At 70.9% G+C, this 19,448-nt stretch carries 18 protein-coding genes; 9 read left to right on the forward strand and 9 right to left on the reverse strand.

The window, feature by feature from the left end:
- Positions 1 to 207: 207 nt before the first annotated feature.
- A complete protein-coding gene (locus ICC28_RS02365; protein WP_188286655.1) occupies positions 208 to 1,404 on the reverse strand; it encodes an ROK family protein in 1,197 nt (398 codons plus the stop codon).
- A gap of 120 nt (positions 1,405 to 1,524) precedes the next feature.
- On the opposite strand from ICC28_RS02365, the gene ICC28_RS02370 reads away from it, so the two are divergent.
- The 3 genes from ICC28_RS02370 (at position 1,525) to ICC28_RS02380 (ending at position 6,833) form a co-directional block, all read left to right on the forward strand.
- Positions 1,525 to 2,940, forward strand: coding sequence for an MGH1-like glycoside hydrolase domain-containing protein (locus ICC28_RS02370; protein ID WP_188286656.1), 1,416 nt, complete (start codon positions 1,525 to 1,527; stop codon positions 2,938 to 2,940).
- Positions 2,941 to 3,034: 94 nt separating this feature from the next.
- Positions 3,035 to 4,972, forward strand: coding sequence for a glycogen debranching N-terminal domain-containing protein (locus ICC28_RS02375; RefSeq protein ID WP_188286657.1), 1,938 nt, complete (start codon positions 3,035 to 3,037; stop codon positions 4,970 to 4,972).
- A 133-nt stretch (positions 4,973 to 5,105) separates the two neighbouring features.
- On the forward strand, positions 5,106 to 6,833 hold the full coding sequence (locus ICC28_RS02380) for a CDP-alcohol phosphatidyltransferase (protein WP_188286658.1): 1,728 nt from the start codon (positions 5,106 to 5,108) through the stop codon (positions 6,831 to 6,833).
- Between the two features lie 512 nt (positions 6,834 to 7,345).
- On the opposite strand, the gene dusB is transcribed toward ICC28_RS02380, so the two are convergent.
- Positions 7,346 to 8,485, reverse strand: a complete 1,140-nt coding sequence (dusB, locus tag ICC28_RS02385) for a tRNA dihydrouridine synthase DusB (protein ID WP_188286659.1) — start codon at positions 8,483 to 8,485, stop codon at positions 7,346 to 7,348.
- 71 nt (positions 8,486 to 8,556) lie between these two features.
- Between dusB and ICC28_RS02390 the strand changes: the two genes are divergently transcribed.
- Together ICC28_RS02390 and ICC28_RS02395 are read left to right on the forward strand one after the other, a co-directional pair.
- Positions 8,557 to 8,763, forward strand: coding sequence for a hypothetical protein (locus tag ICC28_RS02390; RefSeq protein ID WP_188286660.1), 207 nt, complete (start codon positions 8,557 to 8,559; stop codon positions 8,761 to 8,763).
- 47 nt (positions 8,764 to 8,810) lie between these two features.
- Positions 8,811 to 9,434, forward strand: coding sequence for a GNAT family N-acetyltransferase (locus ICC28_RS02395; protein ID WP_188286661.1), 624 nt, complete (start codon positions 8,811 to 8,813; stop codon positions 9,432 to 9,434).
- A gap of 4 nt (positions 9,435 to 9,438) precedes the next feature.
- On the opposite strand, the gene ICC28_RS02400 is transcribed toward ICC28_RS02395, so the two are convergent.
- From ICC28_RS02400 to ICC28_RS02415, 4 genes are all read right to left on the reverse strand, one after another.
- Positions 9,439 to 10,029, reverse strand: coding sequence for a TetR family transcriptional regulator (locus tag ICC28_RS02400; RefSeq protein WP_188286662.1), 591 nt, complete (start codon positions 10,027 to 10,029; stop codon positions 9,439 to 9,441).
- Between the two features lie 29 nt (positions 10,030 to 10,058).
- Positions 10,059 to 11,066 (reverse strand): aldo/keto reductase, encoded by a 1,008-nt coding sequence (locus ICC28_RS02405; RefSeq protein WP_188286663.1) that lies wholly within the window; start codon positions 11,064 to 11,066, stop codon positions 10,059 to 10,061.
- A 122-nt stretch (positions 11,067 to 11,188) separates the two neighbouring features.
- A complete protein-coding gene (locus tag ICC28_RS02410; protein ID WP_188286664.1) occupies positions 11,189 to 11,800 on the reverse strand; it encodes a LysE family translocator in 612 nt (203 codons plus the stop codon).
- A gap of 105 nt (positions 11,801 to 11,905) precedes the next feature.
- Complete coding sequence (locus ICC28_RS02415) at positions 11,906 to 13,288, reverse strand: glycine--tRNA ligase (protein ID WP_188286665.1); 1,383 nt, start codon at positions 13,286 to 13,288, stop codon at positions 11,906 to 11,908.
- A gap of 230 nt (positions 13,289 to 13,518) precedes the next feature.
- On the opposite strand from ICC28_RS02415, the gene ICC28_RS02420 reads away from it, so the two are divergent.
- The 4 genes from ICC28_RS02420 to ICC28_RS02435 all read left to right on the forward strand — a co-directional run bounded on the left by ICC28_RS02420 (position 13,519) and on the right by ICC28_RS02435 (position 16,664).
- Positions 13,519 to 14,490 carry a metal ABC transporter substrate-binding protein gene (locus ICC28_RS02420; RefSeq protein ID WP_188286666.1) on the forward strand — a complete coding sequence of 324 codons (972 nt, stop codon included), beginning with the start codon at positions 13,519 to 13,521 and terminating at the stop codon, positions 14,488 to 14,490.
- A gap of 25 nt (positions 14,491 to 14,515) precedes the next feature.
- The gene (locus tag ICC28_RS02425; RefSeq protein WP_188286667.1) at positions 14,516 to 15,283 is read left to right on the forward strand and encodes a metal ABC transporter ATP-binding protein; all 768 of its coding nucleotides are present in this window, start codon (positions 14,516 to 14,518) and stop codon (positions 15,281 to 15,283) included.
- Positions 15,283 to 16,185, forward strand: coding sequence for a metal ABC transporter permease (locus ICC28_RS02430; protein ID WP_188286668.1), 903 nt, complete (start codon positions 15,283 to 15,285; stop codon positions 16,183 to 16,185). Before ICC28_RS02425 ends, ICC28_RS02430 begins: the two co-directional genes overlap by 1 nt.
- A gap of 68 nt (positions 16,186 to 16,253) precedes the next feature.
- On the forward strand, positions 16,254 to 16,664 hold the full coding sequence (locus ICC28_RS02435; protein ID WP_188286669.1) for a Fur family transcriptional regulator: 411 nt from the start codon (positions 16,254 to 16,256) through the stop codon (positions 16,662 to 16,664).
- A 55-nt stretch (positions 16,665 to 16,719) separates the two neighbouring features.
- Here the strand turns inward: ICC28_RS02435 and ICC28_RS02440 are convergent, their stop codons facing one another.
- From ICC28_RS02440 to ICC28_RS02450, 3 genes are read right to left on the reverse strand one after another with little or no spacing between them, the layout of a single operon-like run.
- Positions 16,720 to 17,553: an isoprenyl transferase gene (locus ICC28_RS02440; RefSeq protein ID WP_188286670.1), complete on the reverse strand. Its 834-nt coding sequence runs from the start codon at positions 17,551 to 17,553 to the stop codon at positions 16,720 to 16,722.
- Between the two features lie 16 nt (positions 17,554 to 17,569).
- On the reverse strand, positions 17,570 to 18,316 hold the full coding sequence (gene recO / locus ICC28_RS02445) for a DNA repair protein RecO (RefSeq protein WP_188286671.1): 747 nt from the start codon (positions 18,314 to 18,316) through the stop codon (positions 17,570 to 17,572).
- Between the two features lie 38 nt (positions 18,317 to 18,354).
- Positions 18,355 to 19,416 (reverse strand): DUF6879 family protein, encoded by a 1,062-nt coding sequence (locus ICC28_RS02450; RefSeq protein ID WP_188286672.1) that lies wholly within the window; start codon positions 19,414 to 19,416, stop codon positions 18,355 to 18,357.
- Between the last annotated feature and the right edge of the window lie 32 nt (positions 19,417 to 19,448).

A 19,448-nucleotide genomic window follows, 5' to 3' on the forward strand; every position in this document is an offset into this window, starting at 1 on the left:
ACGCCTGATTTCGATCGATGAACGATCGAGGGGTGGCACTCGGTGCCACCCCTTGGAGAAGTGCAGCCGCCCAAGATCCGCTCATCTGAGCGAAACCCCTATCAAGCGTGGCGAGAATCACGCGCCCGCGCCCCCCGGAATTTCACCATCCGGACACCGCTCCGGACGGCCCCACAACGGAAACGCGCTCGTCACACGAGGCGGCCGTCAGACCCCGAGCGCCGCCAGCCGCTGCTCCGCCCGCTCCGGGGCGTACAGGTGCTCCACGACCATCGCCCCGGCGCCCACCAGCCCCGCCCGCTCGCCCAGTCGCGAGGTGACGACCTCCAGATGAGCGGTGGAGCGGGGCAGCGCCCGCTGGTAGAGCAGCTCACGCACACCCGTGAGGAAGGCGGTCCCGGCGAGATCCCCCGCGATCATCAGCACACCGGGGTTCAGCAGGGTGACCACGGTCGCGAGGACGTCCCCGACCTGCCGGCCCGCCTCCCGGGCGAGGCCCAGCGCCTCCGGATGCCCGGCCGTCAGCAGGTCCCGCACGTCCGAGCCGGAGGCGGCCGGCACCCCGGCCTCCGCCAGCCGCCGCGCCACGGCGCCGCCGCTCGCGACGGCGGCGAGACAGCCGTAGGACCCGCACCGGCACAGCGCCTCGGCGCCCACCCGGATGTGCCCGATGTCGCCCGCGCCGCCGTCGATGCCCCGGTACACCGTGCCGCCCACGACGACGCCCGCGCCGATGCCCGTGGACACCTTCACCAGCATGAACGCCGAGCAGTCCGGGTAGCCGACGCGCTGTTCGCCGTAGGCCATGAGGTTGGCGTCGTTGTCGACGAGGACCGGCACCGGGGCGGCCCCGGTGTGCTCGCGGAAGGATCTGGCGAGGCGGCCTCTTATGTCGTAGCCGTCCCAGCCCGGCATGATCGGCGGCTGGACGACCCGGCCGGTCTCGCTGTCGACCGGCCCGGGCACCGCGAGCCCGATGCCGCAGACCTCGTCCGCCCGGTGTCCCGCCTTCTCCAGCAGCTCGGCGAACCAGCGCCCCAGCTCCCCGAGGACCGCCTCCGGCCCGTCCTCGACCACCAGCGTGCCGCCGTGCTCGGCGAGGATCTCGCCGGTGAGCGTCAGGACGGCGGCGCGCGCGTGCCGGGTGTCGAGGTCGGCGGCGAGCACGACCGCGTGCGCGTCGTCGAACTCCAGCGTGATGGAGGGGCGCCCGCCGAGCGGCGAGTCCACCGGCCCGCCGGCCCCCTCGCGCAGCCAGCCCGCCCGGAAGAGCCGGTCCAGACGCTGCCCGACGGTGGCCCGGGACAAGCCGGTGACCTGTTGCAGGGCACCACGAGTCGTGGCCCGGCCGCTGCGCACCAGTTCGAGCAGATCGCCGGCGCTGACCTGACCGCGACCAGTCATGCGCACCCCCTTGTGTTTTCCAAGCCTGCATTACATATTGAGTTTTGCGTGTTAAATAGACGTAACCCTACGGTAGCCACTGCCGAACCGATCGGCCGACTCGTCTTCGGGGAGCCCCGAGTGGATCGCACCGCCCAGCTCATCGCCCGACCCACGCAGGGCGGCATTGCATACGATCCGGCCGTCGAGGCGCAGTCGCTGCACGCCAGAGCCGCCCGCGTCCTGGAGGACAACTGGACCGGCGCGTCGACCGTCCCCTCACGCGGCCTGTATCCGCACCAGTGGTCGTGGGACTCCGCGTTCATCGCGATCGGCCTGCGGCACCTGTCGCCGTTACGGGCCCAGACGGAGCTGGAGACGCTGCTGGACGCCCAGTGGGGCGACGGGCGCATCCCGCACATCGTCTTCAACCCCTCCGTACCGCTCGGCGCGTACTTCCCGAGCCCCGACTTCTGGCGCTCCTCGACCGCGGGGCGCGCTGCGGGCGCCCCGCGCACCGTCCAGACCTCCGGAATCGTGCAACCACCGGTGCACGCGCTGGCGGCCTGGCTGGTGCACTGCGCCGACCCGGGACTGTCCCGGGCGCGAGGGTTCCTCACCCGGGTCTATCCCCGACTGGCCGCCTGGCACCGCTATCTGCTGCACCGCCGCGACCTCGGCGGCGGGGGCCTCGCCTCCGTCGTGCACCCCTGGGAACAGGGTATGGACAACAGCCCCTGCTGGGACGCCCCCCTCACCCGCATCACGCCCGCACCGGCCCGCTCCTTCCGCCGCGCCGACCTGGACCACGGCGCCCCCGAGGACCGCCCGACGGACCTGGACTACGGCAGATACGTCCGCCTGGCGACGGACTACCGGGACGCCGAGTACGCGGACGGACGAGGCGAGTTCGCCGTGGAGGACCCGTCCTTCAACGCCCTCCTCATCGCCTCCGAGCACGCCCTCGCCCGCATCGCCCACGACCTGGGCGCGACGGGCACGGCCCGCCACGCCCGCGCGGAACGCCTGACGACGGCCCTGCTGGACCGCCTGTGGGACCCGGCCCGGGGCATGTTCTTCTGCCGGGACGTACGCAGCGGAGACCTCGTCCCGGAGCGCAGCGTCTCCGGCCTGATCCCCCTCCTGCTGCCCACGCTCCCCCGCGAGGTGACCGCCGCCCTGGTCCGCACCACCCGCGGCCCGCACTTCGGCCTCGGCGCCACCACCCGCCTCGTCCCGAGCTACGACCTGCTCGGCGAGGCCTTCGACCCGCACCGCTACTGGCGGGGCCCGGCCTGGTTCAACACCGCGTGGCTGCTGGAGCGCGGCCTGCGCACCCACGGCGAGCGACCCCTCGCCGAGGGCCTGCGGGAGGCGGTGCTGGAACTCGCCGACACATCCGGCTTCGCGGAGTACGTCGATCCGTACACCGGCGAGGCCTGCGGCACCGCCGACTTCGGCTGGACCGCCGCGCTCACGCTCGACCTGCTGCACGACGAGGGCCTGTCCGACGGACCGGGCCGCAGCGAAGAAACAGTGCCTGTTCCATGCCGGTGAGCGGGGCCGTGTGCCGGCGACATGAGCCGCCGGCCAGGACCTGCCCCGCAGGGAACATGCACGGCGTCAGGAAGTTCAAGGGAGGGGACCGGGGATGACGGACCGGCATCATCTGCTCGTGCACGGGGGGACGTTCGCCGCCGTCGGTGACGGCGGGGACATCAGCGGCGTCCGGGGCAGCGGCTCCCCGGACGGACTGTTCGTGCGGGACGCACGCCACCTGAGCCGCTGGCAGCTGACGGTCGACGGGGCGGTCCCGGAGGCCCTGACCCCCGTGGCGGACGGGGACACGGCCCGCTGCGTCCTGGTGCCGCGCGGCGGACGCCAGGAGCCGCCCGCGTACACGCTCTTCCGCGAACAGGCCGTAGGGGAAGGGGCGTTCGTCGAATCGCTCCGCGTGACGAGCAACCGCCCGGTGCCCACCACCCTCCGCCTCGCCATCACCGCCGACGCCGACTTCACCGACCAGTTCGAGCTGCGCTCGGACTACCGCACCTACCTCAAGACGGGCGCCACCCGCTCCCGTCAAGTCCTCGACCACGGCGTTGAGTTCACGTACCAGCGCGGCGAGTGGCGCTCGTGCACGACCGTCTCGGCGGAGCCCGCCCCGGACGGCGTCGAGGAGACCGGCACCGGCGCCCGCCGCCTCGTCTGGACCCTGGACCTGGAGCCGCACGGCACCGCCGAGCTGTCCCTACGGGTGATGGCCCGCCCGCACGGCGACAAACGGGCCCTGCGCGTCCCCCGCTCCCCCGCCGACCTGAACGAACAACTCCTCACCCTGGAAGGCGAGTTCGTCCAGGACGTGGCCTTCCCGACCGGCTGGCCCGAGCTGGCCGCCGCCTGCGCCCGCGGCCTGGCCGACCTGGCCTCGCTCCAGGTCACGGCGACGGGACCGGACGGCGAGGAGCTGCGCGTACCCGCCGCCGGAGCCCCCTGGTTCCTCACCCTCCTCGGCCGGGACGCCCTGCTCACCTCGCTCTTCGCCCTCCCCTACCGCCCGCACCTGGCCGCCGCCACGCTCCCCGCGCTGGCCGCGACACAGGCCACCGAGACCGGGGCGGCCTCGGTGGCCCAGCCCGGCAAGATCGTGCACGAGGTGCGCCACGGCGAGCTGGCCCACTTCGGCCAGGTCCCCTTCGGCCGCTACTACGGCTCGGTGGACGCGACCCCGCTCTTCCTCGTCCTGCTCGGCGCGTACGTGGAGCAGACCGGGGACGCCGCCATGGCCCGGCGCCTCCAGGCCCACGCCCGCGCGGCGATCGCCTGGATGCTGGACCACGGCGGCCTGACCTCCCGCGGCTACCTGGTGTACCGCGCCGACCAGGGCGGTCTGGCCAACCAGAACTGGAAGGACTCCCCCGGCGCCATCTGCTGGTCCGACGGCACCCGCGCAAGCGGTCCGGTGATGGCGGCGGGGGCCCAGGGCTACGCGTACGACGCCCTGCGCCGCACGGCCTGGCTCGCGCGCACGGTGTGGGAGGACGAGACGTACGCCGCCCTCCTCGAACAGGCGGCGGGCGACCTCCGCGACCGCTTCCAGCGGGACTTCTGGATGCCGGACCGCTCCTTCCCGGCCCTCGCGCTCGACGGCGAGGGCCGCCAGGTGGACGCGCTGGCCTCGGACGCCGGCCACCTGCTCTGGTCCGGCCTGCTGGACAAGGAGTACGGCGAGAAGGTGGGCCGCCGCCTCCTCGAACCGGACTTCTTCTCGGGCTGGGGCGTGCGCACGCTCGCGGCGGGCCAACCGGCGTACCACCCCCTCTCCTACCACCGCGGCTCGGTCTGGCCCCACGACAACGCCCTGATCACCCTGGGCCTGGCCCGCTACGGCCTGCACGACGAGGCCCGCGCGGTGGCCCACGCCCTGGTCGACGCCGCCACGGTGACCGGACACCGGCTCCCGGAAGTCCTCGCCGGCTACGGCCGCGATGTCCACGCCGAGCCGGTCCCGTACCCGCACGCGTGCGTACGCGAGTCAAGGTCGGCGGCGGCACCGCTGGCCCTGCTGACGGCGGTGGGAGGGGCGTAGACGGTCACCCCCCGTTTGCCGAGCGTTTCCCCGCCCCTGTGAACAGGGGCGGGCACGGACCCGTACGACATGACGACGGGCCCCGGGCCCGCCCCACGTTCCACCAACGGGTCACGCACGGAAGGACCTTCGGGTGCCGGTCTTCACGCGTCTACGCCAACCACAGGAAACCCCCGCACCCGAAAACCCCGCACCCGCACCCGAGGAACCCACCAACACCCCCACCCACCACCTCCGCATCCCCTGGCCCCTCATCCTCACCACCCTCTCCGCGGCCCTCGTCCTCGCCTCCCTCCTCCTCCCCAACAGCGTCGCCGCCCTGCGCCTCAACAGGTTCACCCGCATCCCCGGAGAGGCGATCATCGGCGCGGCGATCCTCCTGGCCCTCCCCCGCCGCCCCCGCACCGTCCTGGCCGCCGTCATGGGCACCACCCTCGGCGCGCTGACCGTCCTGAACCTCCTCGACATGGGCTTCCGCGCCTACCTGGGCCGCGGCTTCAACCTCGTCCTGGACTGGTCCCTCCTGGACGACGCCCAGACGTACATGGCGGACTCGATGGGCGGCACCACGGCGACGCTCGCCGCCATCGCCGCCGTAGCCCTGGTCGTACTCCTCCTCCTCGCCACGGCCCTGGCAACGGTCCGCCTGGCCCAAGTCCTGGCCGCCCACAAGCAGTCGGCAAGCAAGGCCACCCTCATCGCCGGCACCGTCTGGATCACCTGCACCACCCTCGGCCTCCAGCTGGCTGGCATGCCGATCGCCTCCGACCGCGCCGTGTCGGCCCTGACGATCCAGGCCCGCCGCGTCCAGGACACCCTCCGGGACGAGGCGGCCTTCGCGAAGGAGGCCAAGGAGGACACCTTCGGCGCCACCCCCGGCGCCCAGCTCGTCCCCGACCTGCGCGGCAAGGACGTCGTCTTCGCCTTCATCGAGAGCTACGGCCGCAGCGCGATCGAGGACGACATCATGGCGCCCGGCGTCGGCAGGACCCTCGACACCCGCACCGCGGCGCTGGAGAAGGCGGGCTACCGGGCCAAGAGCGGCTGGCTGACCTCGTCGACGTACGGCGGCAGCAGCTGGCTCGGCCACTCCACGTTCCTGTCGGGCCTGTGGATCGACAACCAGCAGCGCTACCGCACGGTCACGTCCGGCGACCACCTCACCCTCACCAAGGCGTTCCAGAAGACAGGCGCCTGGGACACCGTCGGCATCATGCCGGGCGTCCAGAAGGCCTGGCCGGAGGCCGACTTCCACGGCCTGGACAAGGTCTACAACGCCTTCCAACTCGGCTACGAGGGACCGAAGTTCAGCTGGTCCACAATGCCCGACCAGTACGCACTCGAGGCCTTCCAACGCCTGGTCAACAGCAAAAAACGCGACAAGCCGCTGATGTCGGAGATCATCCTCACCTCCAGCCACCAGCCGTGGGCCCCGATCCCGAAGCTGGTCGACTGGGACGACCTGGGCGACGGCTCCCTCTTCACCCCCATCCAGAAGGCGGGCAAGAACCCCCAGGACATCGTCTCCGACACCACCAAGTCCCGCGAGGAGTACGGCAAGTCGATCGAGTACTCGGTCACCGCCCTCACCCAGTGGCTGGAGCGCTACGGCACGAAGGACACGGTCCTGGTCTTCCTCGGCGACCACCAGCCGATCGCCCGCGTCAGCGGCAACAACGCCAGCAGGGACGTACCGGTGTCCATCGTCGCCAAGGACCCCGAGGTCCTGGACAACATCACCGCCTGGAACTGGACGGACGGCCTGAAGCCGGCCCCCGACGCCCCGGTCTGGAAGATGGACACCTTCCGAGACCGCTTCCTGAAGGCCTACGGCTCAACCCCGCACCCCGCGACCAACTGACCACCGAGGCTCCTCGCCCCCGCCGCCCCTACCCATCCCGTCCCCAGGGGCTGCCGCCCCTTCAACCCCGCCAGGAGCCGCTCCGACCGCGGGTGCGCGGGGGCTGATCGCGCAGTTCCCCGCGCCCCTGCCGCCCCTTCAACTCCGCCAGGAGCCGCTCTAACTGCGGGTGCGCGGGGGCTGGTCGCGCAGTTCCCCGCGCCCCTGCCGGGGCGCACCAGCACCCCCGCCGCACCCATCCCGCCCCCAGGGGCTGCCGCCCCTTCAACCCCGCCAAGAGCCGCTCTGACCGCGGGCGCGCGGGGGCTGATCGCGCAGTTCCCCGCGCCCCTGTCGGGGCGCACCAGCACCCGCGTACGGCGGGAAGGGGACGTGTCGGGGGGTGTCCGCCCGCAGCGGACGGCGAAAAGAAACGGCATCCCGCCAACAACCGGACCGGCGGACCGAGGACGGACACCCCCCGGCGCGGCCCCGACTCACCACCCCACCGAAGGCGCTACCCGCACCCCACCTCACCCCCCGGACGTGTCCAGCTCCGCATCCTCGCTCACGCCCGCGCAGTCGTACGGATCCTTCAGCCACCCGTCCGGCAGCACCACCCGATTGTTGCCGGACGTACGCCCACGGGGCCCGTCCGCACCAACCGGCCAGGCCTGATCCAGATCCAACTCGTCCAGCCCCGCCCGGAGTTCGGCCAGCGAAGACGTGACCGCCAGCCGCTTGCGCATCTCGGAACCGACCGCGAACCCCTTCAGGTACCAGGCCACGTGCTTGCGGAAGTCGATGACCCCGCGCGCCTCGTCGCCGATCCACTCCCCGAGCAGGGACGCGTGCCGGACCATGACGTCGGCGACCTCGCGGAGCACGGGACGCCGGAAGTCGGTACGGCCCTCGAACGCCGCCACCAGGTCCGCGAACAGCCACGGCCGCCCCAGACACCCGCGCCCGACCACGACCCCGTCGCACCCGGTCTCCCGCACCATCCGCACGGCGTCCTCCGCCGACCAGATGTCGCCGTTGCCGAGCACGGGAATCTCCGGAACGTGCTCCTTCAGCCGTGCGATGGCGTCCCAGTCGGCCGTGCCGCCGTAGTGCTGGGCGGCAGTACGGCCGTGCAGCGCGATGGCCGTGACCCCCTCCTCAACGGCGATCCGCCCGGCATCCAGATACGTGATGTGGTCATCGTCGATGCCCTTGCGCATCTTCATCGTGACCGGCAGATCCCCAGCCCCCGACACGGCCTCCCGGAGGATCGCCCGCAGCAGGTTCCGCTTGTACGGCAGCGCGGACCCCCCGCCCTTCCGCGTCACCTTCGGCACCGGGCACCCGAAGTTCAGGTCGATGTGATCGGCGAGACCCTCTTCCGCGATCATGCGGACGGCCTTGCCGACGGTCGCCGGATCCACGCCGTACAGCTGGATCGACCGAGGCTTCTCGCTCGCGTCGAAGTGGATCAGCTGCATGGTCTTCTCGTTGCGCTCGACCAGCGCCCGAGTCGTGATCATCTCGCTCACGAACAGCCCCTTGCCCCCGCTGAACTCCCGGCACAGCGTGCGGAAGGGCGCGTTGGTGATCCCGGCCATGGGAGCCAGGACGACGGGCGGCTGAACGGTGTGCGGCCCGATCTGCAGGGGCGAGGCGGTCGTGGACATTCCTCTATTGTGCCGTGCGACAGCCCGGCACAATTCATTAGTTAACCATACTATTGAACCCTGGAGACGTCATGCCGCCGATCGACACGAGCAAGGTCACCCGCTGGGACCAGCACGGACGCGAGCACACCGTGCGGGTGCAGCGAAGCGGAGTGCAGCGCACGATCAGATGCGAGACCTGTGGATGGCGGGCCTCGGCACAGTTCCTGCCGTGGCTGAAGGCGGAGGAGCATCTGGCGCAGGCGCACCAGGCGACGGTGGATCCGTCGGCAGCCTGACGGAGCCCCCTTGTGGGAGCGCTCCCAGACCCGGCACCATGCCAACCGTGACCCACATACCCGCCGTACGCCCCTACCACCCCGACGACCTCCCCGCCCTCGACGACATCTGCATCCGTACCGCCCACAACGGCGAGGACAGCCGCCCCTTCTACACGGACCCCGGCGTCTTCCCGGCCACCTTCGCGGTGCCGTACGTGCACCTGGAACCGGAGCTGGCCTTCGTTCTGGACAACGGCGAAGGGGAGGCCGTCGGATACATCCTCGGCACCGCCGACACGCCCCGTTTCGCAGCGGAGTTCCGGGCGAAGTGGCTGCCGACGGTCGCGGACAGCTACCCGGCGCCCGAGGGCCCGCCCCGCACCCCCGACGAGGAGATCGCCAAGCTGCTGCACGACCCCGAGCGAATGGTCCTGCCGGAGCTGGCGGCCTACCCGGCCCATCTGCACATCGACCTGTTGCCCGAGTGGCAGGGGAAGGGCCACGGCCGGGCCCTGATGCGGACGTTCCTCCGGGCCCTCCACGACGCCGGCGTCCCGGCCGTCCACCTGGTCATGGCGACGACCAACACCCGGGCCCGCGCCTTCTACGACCGTATGGGCTTCCACGAGATCGAGGTGCCGGAGCCGGGCGCGGCGACGTTCCTGGGGCGGGCGACCAGAAACGAGTGAACCGTCAGACCCGAAGCCCCCGTACCAGCAGCTCCACCACGGCCTCGAACTCGGCGTCGACCCCCGGCCGCACCCACTCCCGGTGGTAGCCGGGGTCGTGGAACCGGCCGGTGGCCTGGAAGACCGCGCGGGCCGCGGTGAGCGGGTCCGCCGCGGTGAAGTCCCCGGACTCCACCCCCGCGCGGACGATGTCGGCGAGCTGGCCGGTGAGGTCGGCGATGTGCTCGTCGACGGCGTCGCTGTGCTCCGTGGTGAGCACGGTGTAGGTGGCGAACAGCTCGGGGTCGTCGCCCGCCTTGTGACGCTTGGCGTCGAAGAGCGCCAGCAGCCAGGCGCGCAGCCGGTCCTCCGGGTCGCGGTCCGACGCGGCGACGATCCCGCACAGCACCTGCGAGGTGCGGTCCAGCCACCGCTTGGTCACCGCCTCGCGCAGCGCCGCCTTGGTACGGAAGTGGCGGTAGACGCTGCCGTGGCTGACGCCCAGCGCGCGGGCCACGTCGACCACGGTGGCCTTGGCCGGTCCGTGGCGGCGCAGCACCTCCTCGGTGGCTTCGAGGATGCGCTCGGCGGTCAGGGCTTCGGAGGTGGCGGCCATGAGGGAGACCGTACCTGGCCCCCGCGGCACTACTCGGTGCCGAGGTGGGACATCTGGGCGGCGGGGTAGCGGTCACCGGCGGCCGCGTCGGCCGGCACGGCCTGTTCGATCGCGGTGAGGTCGGCCGCGTCCAGCGTGACGTCGAGGGCGCCGAGCGACTCCGTCAACCGCTGCCGGGTGCGGGCGCCGACGAGCGGCACCACGTCCTCGCCCCGCGACAGCACCCAGGCGATGGCGCTCTGCGCGACGCTCACGCCCTTCTGCTCGGCGATCTTGCGCAGGGCCTCGACCAGGTTCAGGTTGTGCCGGAGGTTGTCGCCCTGGAAGCGGGGCGAGATCGCCCGGAAGTCGTTCGCGGCGAGCTGCCGCTCGGGGGTGAAGTGGCCGGAGATCAGCCCGCGGGACAGCACGCCGTACGCGGTGATGCCGATGCCCAGTTCGCGGGTGGTGGGCAGGATCTCCCCTTCGATGCCGCGGGAGATGAGCGAGTACTCGATCTGGAGGTCGGAGATCGGGGCGGTCGCGGCGGCCCGGCGGATCGTGTCGGCGCCGACCTCGCTGAGGCCGACGTGGCGGACGTACCCCTTCTCGACGAGTTCGGCGATGGCGCCGACGGTCTCCTCGATCGGCACGGCCGGGTCGAGGCGGGCGATCCGGTAGACGTCGATGTGGTCGACGCCGAGGCGCTGGAGGGAGTAGGCGGCGAAGTTCCTCACCGCGGCGGGCCGGCCGTCGTAGCCGCTCCAGCCGCCGTCGGGGTCGCGCAGGGCGCCGAACTTCACGCTGACGAGGGCCTGTTCGCGGCGGGCGGCGGGGGCGCTCCGCAGGGCCTCGCCGATCAGGAGTTCGTTGTGGCCCATGCCGTAGAAGTCGCCGGTGTCGAGCAGGGTGACGCCGGCTTCCAGGGCGGCGTGGATGGTCGCGACGGACTCGGCGCGGTCGGCCTCGCCGTACAGCGCGGACATGCCCATGCAGCCGAGGCCGAGGGCGGAGACCTGGGGGCCGGTGGTTCCGAGGATGCGGGTCTGTGTGGTCATGCATCCACCATGACATGACAGCTAACAGATTTCAATATCTGTCATCTGTCACCTGTCACGCCTCATGCGTCATTCGCCATGCGTCATTCGCCATGCGTCATTCGCCATGCGCCATGCGCCGATCACCGCTCGGCGGTCGCCAGCTTCGCCCCCAGCAGCAGGAACGACCCCGCGAAGCTCCGCCGCAGCCACGCCATCACCCGGGGCCGCGAGATCACCTGACTGCGCACCGACGCCGCGAGAACCCCGTACCCGGCGAACACCACGAACGTGGCGAGCATGAAGACACCGCTCAGCGCGAGCATCCGCGGGAGGGTGTGCGGGTCGCCCGGGCTCACGAACTGCGGCAGGAACGCGAAGAAGAAGATCGTCAGCTTCGGATTGAGCAGATTGATCAGCACGCCCTGGACGATCGTGCGCCCGGCGGAAAGGGGCGCGGCGGCCTCGTCGACCGCGATCGCCCGCTTGTCCCTGAGCGTGGCCCACGCCATGTACAGGAGGTAGGCGACACCGGCGTACTTGAGCATCTGGAAGGCCGCCGCACTGGCGTTCAGCAGGGCGGCGAGACCAGTGACGGTGGCCAGGACGTGCGGCACGATGCCGAGCGTGCAGGCGAACGCCGCGACGACGCTCGCACGGCGCCCGCGGGAGAGTCCGGCGGCGAGCGTGTAGACGACGCCGGTACCGGGCGTGGCGACCACGACGAGGGTGGTGAGGAGGAAGGCGAGGCTCATGCGCCCCAGCCTGGTGACACGAAGGCCCTCGATACAGGTCCACAAGGGGACCCGTATCAAGGGCCAATAGCCGTGCGAGAAGGAGCTAGGGGGAGCTAGGGGGAGCTAGCAGCCGATCAGACGCTGGGCCAGGTACCCCTCGATCTGGTCGAGGGACACCCGCTCCTGCTTCATCGAGTCACGCTCGCGCACCGTCACCGCGTTGTCCTCAAGGGTGTCGAAGTCGACCGTCACGCAGTACGGCGTGCCGATCTCGTCCTGGCGGCGGTAGCGGCGGCCGATGGCGCCGGCGTCGTCGAACTCGATGTTCCAGTTCTGCCGCAGCGCCTGGGCGAGGCCCTTGGCCTTCGGGGACAGCTCGGGGTTCCGCGACAGGGGAAGCACCGCGACCTTCACCGGGGCGAGGCGGTGGTCCAGGCGCAGCACCGTGCGCTTCTCCAGCTTGCCCTTGGCGTTCGGGGCCTCGTCCTCGACGTAGGCGTCGAGCAGGAAGGCGAGCATCGCGCGCCCGACACCGGCCGCCGGCTCGATGACGTACGGGGTCCAGCGCTCGCCGGCCTCCTGGTCGAAGTAGGAGAGGTCCTGGCCGGAGGCCTTGGAGTGGGCGCTGAGGTCGTAGTCCGTCCGGTTGGCGACACCCTCCAGCTCGCCCCACTCGTTGCCGCCGAACTGGAAGCGGTACTCGATGTCAGCGGTGCGCTTGGAGTAGTGGGAGAGCTTCTCCTTCGGATGCTCGTACCACCGCATGTTCTCCTCGCGCAGGCCGAGACCGGTGTACCAGTTCCAGCGCTGCTCCATCCAGTACTCCTGCCACTTCTCGTCCTCGCCCGGCTTGACGAAGAACTCCATCTCCATCTGCTCGAACTCACGGGTGCGGAAGATGAAGTTGCCGGGCGTGATCTCGTTGCGGAACGACTTGCCCATCTGGGCGATGCCGAACGGCGGCTTGCGGCGCGAAGTGGTCTGCACCTGCGAGAAGTTGGTGAAGATGCCCTGGGCGGTCTCGGGACGCAGGTAGGCGACGGAGCCGGAGTCCTGGGTCGGGCCGAGGTGGGTGGAGAGCAGGCCCGAGAACTGCTTGGGCTCGGTGAACTGGCCCTTGTTGCCGCAGTTGGGGCAGTTGATGTCGGCGAGGCCGTTCTCCGGGAGGTGGCCCTTCTTGGCCTCGTACGCCTCCTCCAAGTGGTCCGCGCGGAACCGCTTGTGACAGGACGTGCACTCGGTCAGCGGGTCCGTGAAGGTGGCGACGTGGCCGGACGCGACCCAGACCTCGGAAGCCAGGATGACGGACGAGTCGATACCGACCACGTCCTCGCGCGACGTCACCATGTAGCGCCACCACTGGCGCTTCAGGTTCTCCTTGAGCTCGACACCCAGCGGTCCGTAGTCCCAGGCGGCCCGCTGACCGCCGTAGATCTCACTGCAGGGGAATACGAAGCCACGGCGCTTGCTCAGGCTGACGATGGTGTCGATCTTGTCGGCGGCCACGGTGCTCTCTTCATTACGACGACGGGCGACGAAGCGAGTTGCTTCAGAGCGAATGCTTCAGGGTACCGGCGCCCTCTGCCCCTCAATCAAATCGGTAGCCCCCACCCGTCCGATCGGCAGCCCCTCACCCGCCCCATCGACAGCCCGTCGCCCGTCCGATCGGTAGCCCGCCGTGTGCGACCGCTCACGCTTGTTGACAATGGTTTCCATATTTGCTGAAAATGAGTGTCATGAACGTACGACGACAGCACATATCCGGGATCGCCATCGCGGCGGCCACCGCTCTCGGTCTCGGCTCGCTCTCCGCCTGCTCCTCCGACAGCGCGGCCGCGGGCAACACGGAGAAGTTCGACGTCGTCGCGTCGTTCTACCCGATGGCCTTCCTCGCCGAGCGCATCGGCGGCGACCACGTCAACGTCACCAGCCTCACCCAGCCCGGCCAGGAGCCGCACGACCTGGAGATCAGCGCCAAGCAGACCGCGCAGCTCCAGGAGTCCGACGCCGCCCTGTACCTCAAGGGCCTGCAGCCCTCCGTCGACGAGGCGATCTCGCAGTCCGGGGTCAAGACGAAGATCGACGCCGCCACGCTGACCACCCTGGAGGAGCACGGCACCGAGGTCGGCGGGCACGCCGAGGAGCACGAGGACGAGGAAGACGAGCACGGCCACGAGGAAGAGGGCGGCAAGGACCCCCACATCTGGCTCGACCCGGTGAAGTACGCCGAGGTCGCCGAGGGTGTCGGCAAGGCCTTCGAGAAGGCGGACCCGGACCACGCGGCCGACTACAAGAAGAACACCGCGGCCCTGGTCAAGGAGCTGGGCGAGCTCAACACCCGCTTCGAGGACGGCCTGAAGGACACCGACTCCAAGGTCTTCATCACCACGCACGCCGCCTTCGGCTACCTCGCCGAGCGCTACGGCCTGACCGAGGAGGCCATCAGCGGCCTCGACCCGGAGTCCGAGCCCAGCGCCGCCCGCGTCAAGGACCTTGAGAAGATGGCCAAGGCCGACGGCGTCACCACCGTGTTCTACGAGACGCTCGTCAGCGACAAGACCGCGAAGACCCTCGCCTCCGACGCGGACCTGGAGACGGACGTCCTCGACCCGATCGAGGGCATCACCGACAAGTCCAGGGGCGACGACTACTTCCAGGTCATGGACGCCAACCTCAAGGCCCTGCAGAAGGCCCTGGGAGCCAAGTGACCGCCACCCCGTTCCGGAGGACCTCGTGAGCGAGCCCGTCATATCCCTGCGTGGCGTACGCGCCGAGCTGGGCTCGCGCCCCGTCCTGCGCGGCATCGACCTCACCGTGTCCCGCGGTGAGGTCGTCGCGCTGCTCGGCGCCAACGGCTCGGGCAAGTCGACCGCCGTCCGCAGCGTCATCGGCCAGGTGCCGGTCAGCGACGGCGTCATCGAGCTGTTCGGCACCCCGCGCCGCCGCTTCCGCGACTGGCACCGCCTCGGCTACGTCCCGCAGCGCACGACCGCCGCGAGCGGCGTCCCGGCCACGGTCACCGAGGTCGTCTCCTCCGGCCGCCTCTCCCGCGCCCGCTTCGGCCTGCTGCGCAGGGCGGACCGCGAGGCGGTGCGCCGGGCCCTGGAGCTGGTGGGCATGGCCGACCGCGCGAAGGACCCGGTCGACGCGCTCTCCGGCGGCCAGCACCAGCGCGTCCTGATCGCCCGCGCGCTCGCCGCCGAACCCGAACTGCTGATCATGGACGAGCCGATGGCGGGCGTCGACCTGGCCAGCCAGGAGGTCCTGGCGCGGACGCTGCGCGAGCAGGTCGCGGCCGGTACGACGGTACTGCTCGTCCTGCACGAGCTGGGCCCCCTGGAGCCGCTGATCGACCGCGCGGTGGTCCTGCGCGACGGCTGCGTCGTCCACGACGGCCCGCCGCCGAAGGCCGTCGGCCAGCACGCGCTGCCCGGCCACGACCACGTCCACCCGCACGCACCGGCGGGCGCCGAACCGATTCGCACAGGACTGCTCAGCTGATGGAAATCCTGAACTACGCCTTCATGCAGCGGGCGCTCGTCGCGGCCGTCCTGGTCGGCATCACCGCCCCCGCGGTCGGCATCTACCTCGTCCAGCGCCGCCAGGCCCTCATGGGCGACGGCATCGGCCACGTCGCGATGACCGGCGTCGGCCTCGGCTTCCTGCTCTCCTGGTCCCCGGTGTGGATGGCGACCCTGGTGTCGGTCCTCGGCGCGGTCTGCATGGAGCTCATCCGCTGGTACGGCAAGACCCGCGGCGACATCGCCCTCGCGATGCTGTTCTACGGCGGCATGGCCGGCGGCGTGATGTTCATCAACCTCGCGCCGACGGGCTCCAACGCCAACCTGACGTCGTACCTCTTCGGCTCGCTGTCGACGGTCTCCGAGTCGGACGTCACGGCGATCTGCGTCCTGGCGGCCTTCGTGGTCCTCGTCACCGTCGGCCTGCGCCGCCAGTTGTTCGCGGTGAGCCAGGACGAGGAGTTCGCGCGGGTCACCGGCCTGCCGGTGCGTGCGCTGAACCTGCTCACCGCGGTGACGGCGGCGGTCACGGTCACGGTCGCGATGCGCGTGGTCGGCCTGCTGCTGGTCTCGGCGCTGATGGTGGTCCCGGTGGCCGCCGCCCAGCAGCTCAGCCGCAGCTTCGCGGCGACCTTCGCGATCGCGGTGGCCATCGGCGTGAGCGTGACCATCGGCGGCACGGTCACCTCGTACTACCAGGACGTGCCGCCCGGCGCGACGATCGTGCTGCTGACGATCGCGGCCTTCATCGTGCTGACCGCGCTCGCCGCACCGCTGGCCCGCCGCCGCGCGCGGGCACTGGCCGCCGCGCAGGACGCCGGCGACCCCACAGAGTGCACGATTCCGGCCGGTCGGGGAACCGGCGGAACGGTCGGCGTCTGACTCCTGCCGGGCCGGGCTGGCACAATGGCCACCCGGCAGGCAGGCAGACGGACGTGAGGAGGCACCCGGTGACGACCGCTGGACCGCCCGTGAAGGGCCGCTCCACCCGGCAGCGGGCCGCTGTGGCGGCGGCACTCGACGAGGTCGACGAGTTCCGCAGTGCGCAGGAACTCCACGACATGCTCAAGCACAAGGGCGACTCGGTCGGGCTGACCACGGTCTACCGCACGCTCCAGTCCCTGGCCGAGGCCGGCGAGGTCGACGTGCTGCGCACCTCCGACGGCGAGTCCGTCTACCGCCGCTGCTCGACCGGCGACCACCACCACCATCTGGTCTGCCGCGTCTGCGGCAAGGCGGTCGAGGTCGAGGGCCCGGCGGTGGAGAAGTGGGCCGACGCGATCGCGGCGGAGCACGGCTACGTCAACGTGGCCCACACCGTGGAGATCTTCGGCACGTGCGCGGAGTGCGCCGCGCGCTGACCGGGGGTGGATAGGCGGCCTGGGGGCCGAGCCCCCAGACCTCCTCGATCCTCGGTCAGTCCTGCTTGCCCTCCATGGCCAGCAGCTCCTCGTTCGGGACGGCCCCGCCGAACCGGCGGTCCCGGGAGGCGAACTCCACGCACGCCCGCCACAGATCACGGCGGTCGAAGTCCGGCCACAGCACGTCCTGGAAGACCATCTCGGCGTAGGCGCTCTGCCACAGCAGGTAGTTGGACGTCCGCTGCTCCCCGCTCGGCCGCAGGAACAGGTCCACGTCCGGCATGTCCGGGTAGTAGAGGTACCTCGCGAACGTCTTCTCGGTCACCTTCGACGGGTCGAGCCGCCCCGCCCGCACGTCCTCGGCCAGCGCCTGCGCCGCGTCCGCGATCTCCGCCCGGCCGCCGTAGTTCATGCAGAAGTACAGGGTCAGCCGGTCGTTGTCCTTGGTCTGCTCCTGGGAGATCTCCAGCTCCCTGGCGACCGACTTCCACAGCTTGGGCATCCGCCCGACCCACCGCACCCGGACGCCCAGCTCGTCGAGCTGGTCGCGGGTCTTGCGGATGAAGTCGCGGTTGAAGTTCATCAGGAAGCGCACCTCGTCGGGCGAGCGCTTCCAGTTCTCGGTGGAGAAGGCGTACAGGGAGATCGCCCCGACGCCCATCTCGATCGCCCCCTGGAGGACGTCCAGCACGCGCTCCGCGCCCACCTTGTGGCCCTCGGTGCGCGGCAGCCCCCGCTCCTTGGCCCAGCGGCCGTTCCCGTCCATGACGATCGCCACATGGCGGGGGATCAGCTCCCCGGGGAGCTTCGGCGCGCGGGCCCCGGACGGATGCGGTTCCGGCGCCTTGTACTCCCGGCGCTGCCGCCCCAGGATCCCGCGTACGACCATGTGCTCCTCGTCTCCCTTACTTTTCCACGTACCGAAGCGAACGCAGCCCGCGCTCCAGGTGCCAGTGCAGATAGGCGGACACCAGCCCGCTGCCCTCCCTGACGTGGCGCCCCTCGCAGGCGTCCGCCGTCTCCCAGTCTCCCGTAAGCAGCGCACCGAGCAGTTCCAGGGTCTGCGGGGAGGGCACGACGCTACCGGGCACCCGGCAGTCGACGCAGACGGAGCCTCCGGAGGCCACCGAGAAGAAGCGATTCGGCCCCGGCATTCCGCACTTCGCGCAGTCACTGAAGCTCGGGGCGTAGCCGTTGACGGCGAGGGAGCGCAGCAGGAAGGCGTCGAGCACGAGATGCGGCGCGTGCTCGCCCCGGGCGAGGGTCCGCAGCGCCCCGACGAGCAGCAGATACTGCTGGACGGCCGGTTCGCCCTCGTGGTCGGTGAACCGCTCGGCGGTCTCCAGCATGGCCGTCCCGGCGGTGTAGCGGGCGTAGTCGGTGACGATCCCGCCGCCGTACGGCGCGATCGTCTCGCTCTGGGTGCACAGCGGCAGCCCGCGTCCGACCAGTTCGCTGCCCCGCGCGAAGAACTGCACGTCCACATGGGAGAAGGGCTCCAGGCGCGCCCCGAACTTCGACTTCGTGCGCCGCACTCCGCGCGCCACGGCCCGCACCCGTCCGTGCCCGCGCGTGAGCAGCGTGATGATGCGATCGGCCTCACCGAGCTTCTGGGTACGCAGCACGATGCCGTCGTCGCGGAACAGGCTCATGGGCCCATTCTCCCGTATGCCGGCGGTTCCCCGGGGGCCTATACCCGGGAGGGGTCCTGCCCGGGTTCGGCCTCCGGTTCCTCCTCGGGTTCCTGCTCGGGTTCCTCCTCCGGTTCCGCGTCCGGGGTGCTGGCCTCCCAGAGGTCGTTGAAGCGTTCGACCCGTTCCGCGACATGGCCCGCGGTCGCCTTCAGCAGGGTCTTGCTCGGCGCGGCCCGTACGTCGGGTTCGATCTCGTAGCAGAGTTCGCCGTCGAAGATGATGAAGTCGTTCACCTCGGTCACCGGGACCCCGTCCAGTTGCGACTGGTCACAGATACGCGCGTCGATGCCGTACCTGCGCTGTCTCTCGCAGAGGTCGCGCAGGCTGTCGGTGATCTCGGAGGGGTCGTCCACGAGGAACAGCCGCCGTATCTCCACACCCCGTTTGCGGATGGCGTCGCCCTGCGCGACGAGGTAGCGCTTGCCGGGGCCGCTGGACCAGAAGTCACGGTCCACGGAGGTGCTGGTGGCGTAGAGCGTCTTCCGCGTGCACGCGGTCAGGGTGAGGATCCACTCGTTGTTCTCGCCGGGGCAGTCCGCGGTGCCGTTGCTGAGGCTCTCCATCAGCAGGGCGAGGCCGGCGATCTCCTCCTGCGCGAACCTCTTCACGATCTCCGAGCCGTGCTCGCCGACCTGGGTGTACTTGCGGGCCAGCCGGGTCACGCCGTCGGAACGCAGGACGGACCGGTCGACCTGGCTGAACAGCTCCGTCGCTGCGTTGATCTTGGCGAAGCTCTCGTCGACCGCCGACCGCATCTCGCGGTGGTGGTCGGACAGACTCTCCCGCATCCCGCGTATGCGGCGCTTCTGGGCCTCCTCCACGTTCTCCAGGCGTTCGCCGAAGTCCACCAGGTACTGCACGATCAGCACGGCGCTGCCGACCATGACGGACATCATCCACTGCCAGACATCGCTGGCGTCCGGCGTCAGCACGTTGGTCAGCACGAAGGTGCCCGCCGCCAGCGACAGCGTCACCAGTGTCTTGCGGAACAGCTTGGACCGGCGTTCCTCCGCGGGCTGTGGCAGTGTCCCTGCTTCCCCTGTCGTCGCTCCGTTCATGTCGCTCCCCCGTCGGGTGTCTTGTCCAGCCG

It is taken from the genome of Streptomyces sp. TRM68416, from assembly GCF_014596915.1.
Lineage (GTDB): Bacteria > Actinomycetota > Actinomycetes > Streptomycetales > Streptomycetaceae > Streptomyces.

Bases quoted from the DNA above. Each gene is read 5' to 3' on its own strand.
- ICC28_RS02365 (WP_188286655.1), bottom strand. From the start codon at position 1,404: ATGACTGGTCGCGGTCAGGTCAGCGCCGGCGATCTGCTCGAACTGGTG.
- ICC28_RS02375 (WP_188286657.1), top strand. From the start codon at position 3,035: ATGACGGACCGGCATCATCTGCTCGTGCACGGGGGGACGTTCGCCGCC.
- dusB (WP_188286659.1), bottom strand. From the start codon at position 8,485: ATGTCCACGACCGCCTCGCCCCTGCAGATCGGGCCGCACACCGTTCAG.
- ICC28_RS02390 (WP_188286660.1), top strand. From the start codon at position 8,557: ATGCCGCCGATCGACACGAGCAAGGTCACCCGCTGGGACCAGCACGGA.
- ICC28_RS02400 (WP_188286662.1), bottom strand. From the start codon at position 10,029: ATGGCCGCCACCTCCGAAGCCCTGACCGCCGAGCGCATCCTCGAAGCC.
- ICC28_RS02405 (WP_188286663.1), bottom strand. From the start codon at position 11,066: ATGACCACACAGACCCGCATCCTCGGAACCACCGGCCCCCAGGTCTCC.
- ICC28_RS02410 (WP_188286664.1), bottom strand. From the start codon at position 11,800: ATGAGCCTCGCCTTCCTCCTCACCACCCTCGTCGTGGTCGCCACGCCC.
- ICC28_RS02420 (WP_188286666.1), top strand. From the start codon at position 13,519: ATGAACGTACGACGACAGCACATATCCGGGATCGCCATCGCGGCGGCC.
- ICC28_RS02430 (WP_188286668.1), top strand. From the start codon at position 15,283: ATGGAAATCCTGAACTACGCCTTCATGCAGCGGGCGCTCGTCGCGGCC.
- ICC28_RS02440 (WP_188286670.1), bottom strand. From the start codon at position 17,553: ATGGTCGTACGCGGGATCCTGGGGCGGCAGCGCCGGGAGTACAAGGCG.
- recO (WP_188286671.1), bottom strand. From the start codon at position 18,316: ATGAGCCTGTTCCGCGACGACGGCATCGTGCTGCGTACCCAGAAGCTC.
- ICC28_RS02450 (WP_188286672.1), bottom strand. From the start codon at position 19,416: ATGAACGGAGCGACGACAGGGGAAGCAGGGACACTGCCACAGCCCGCG.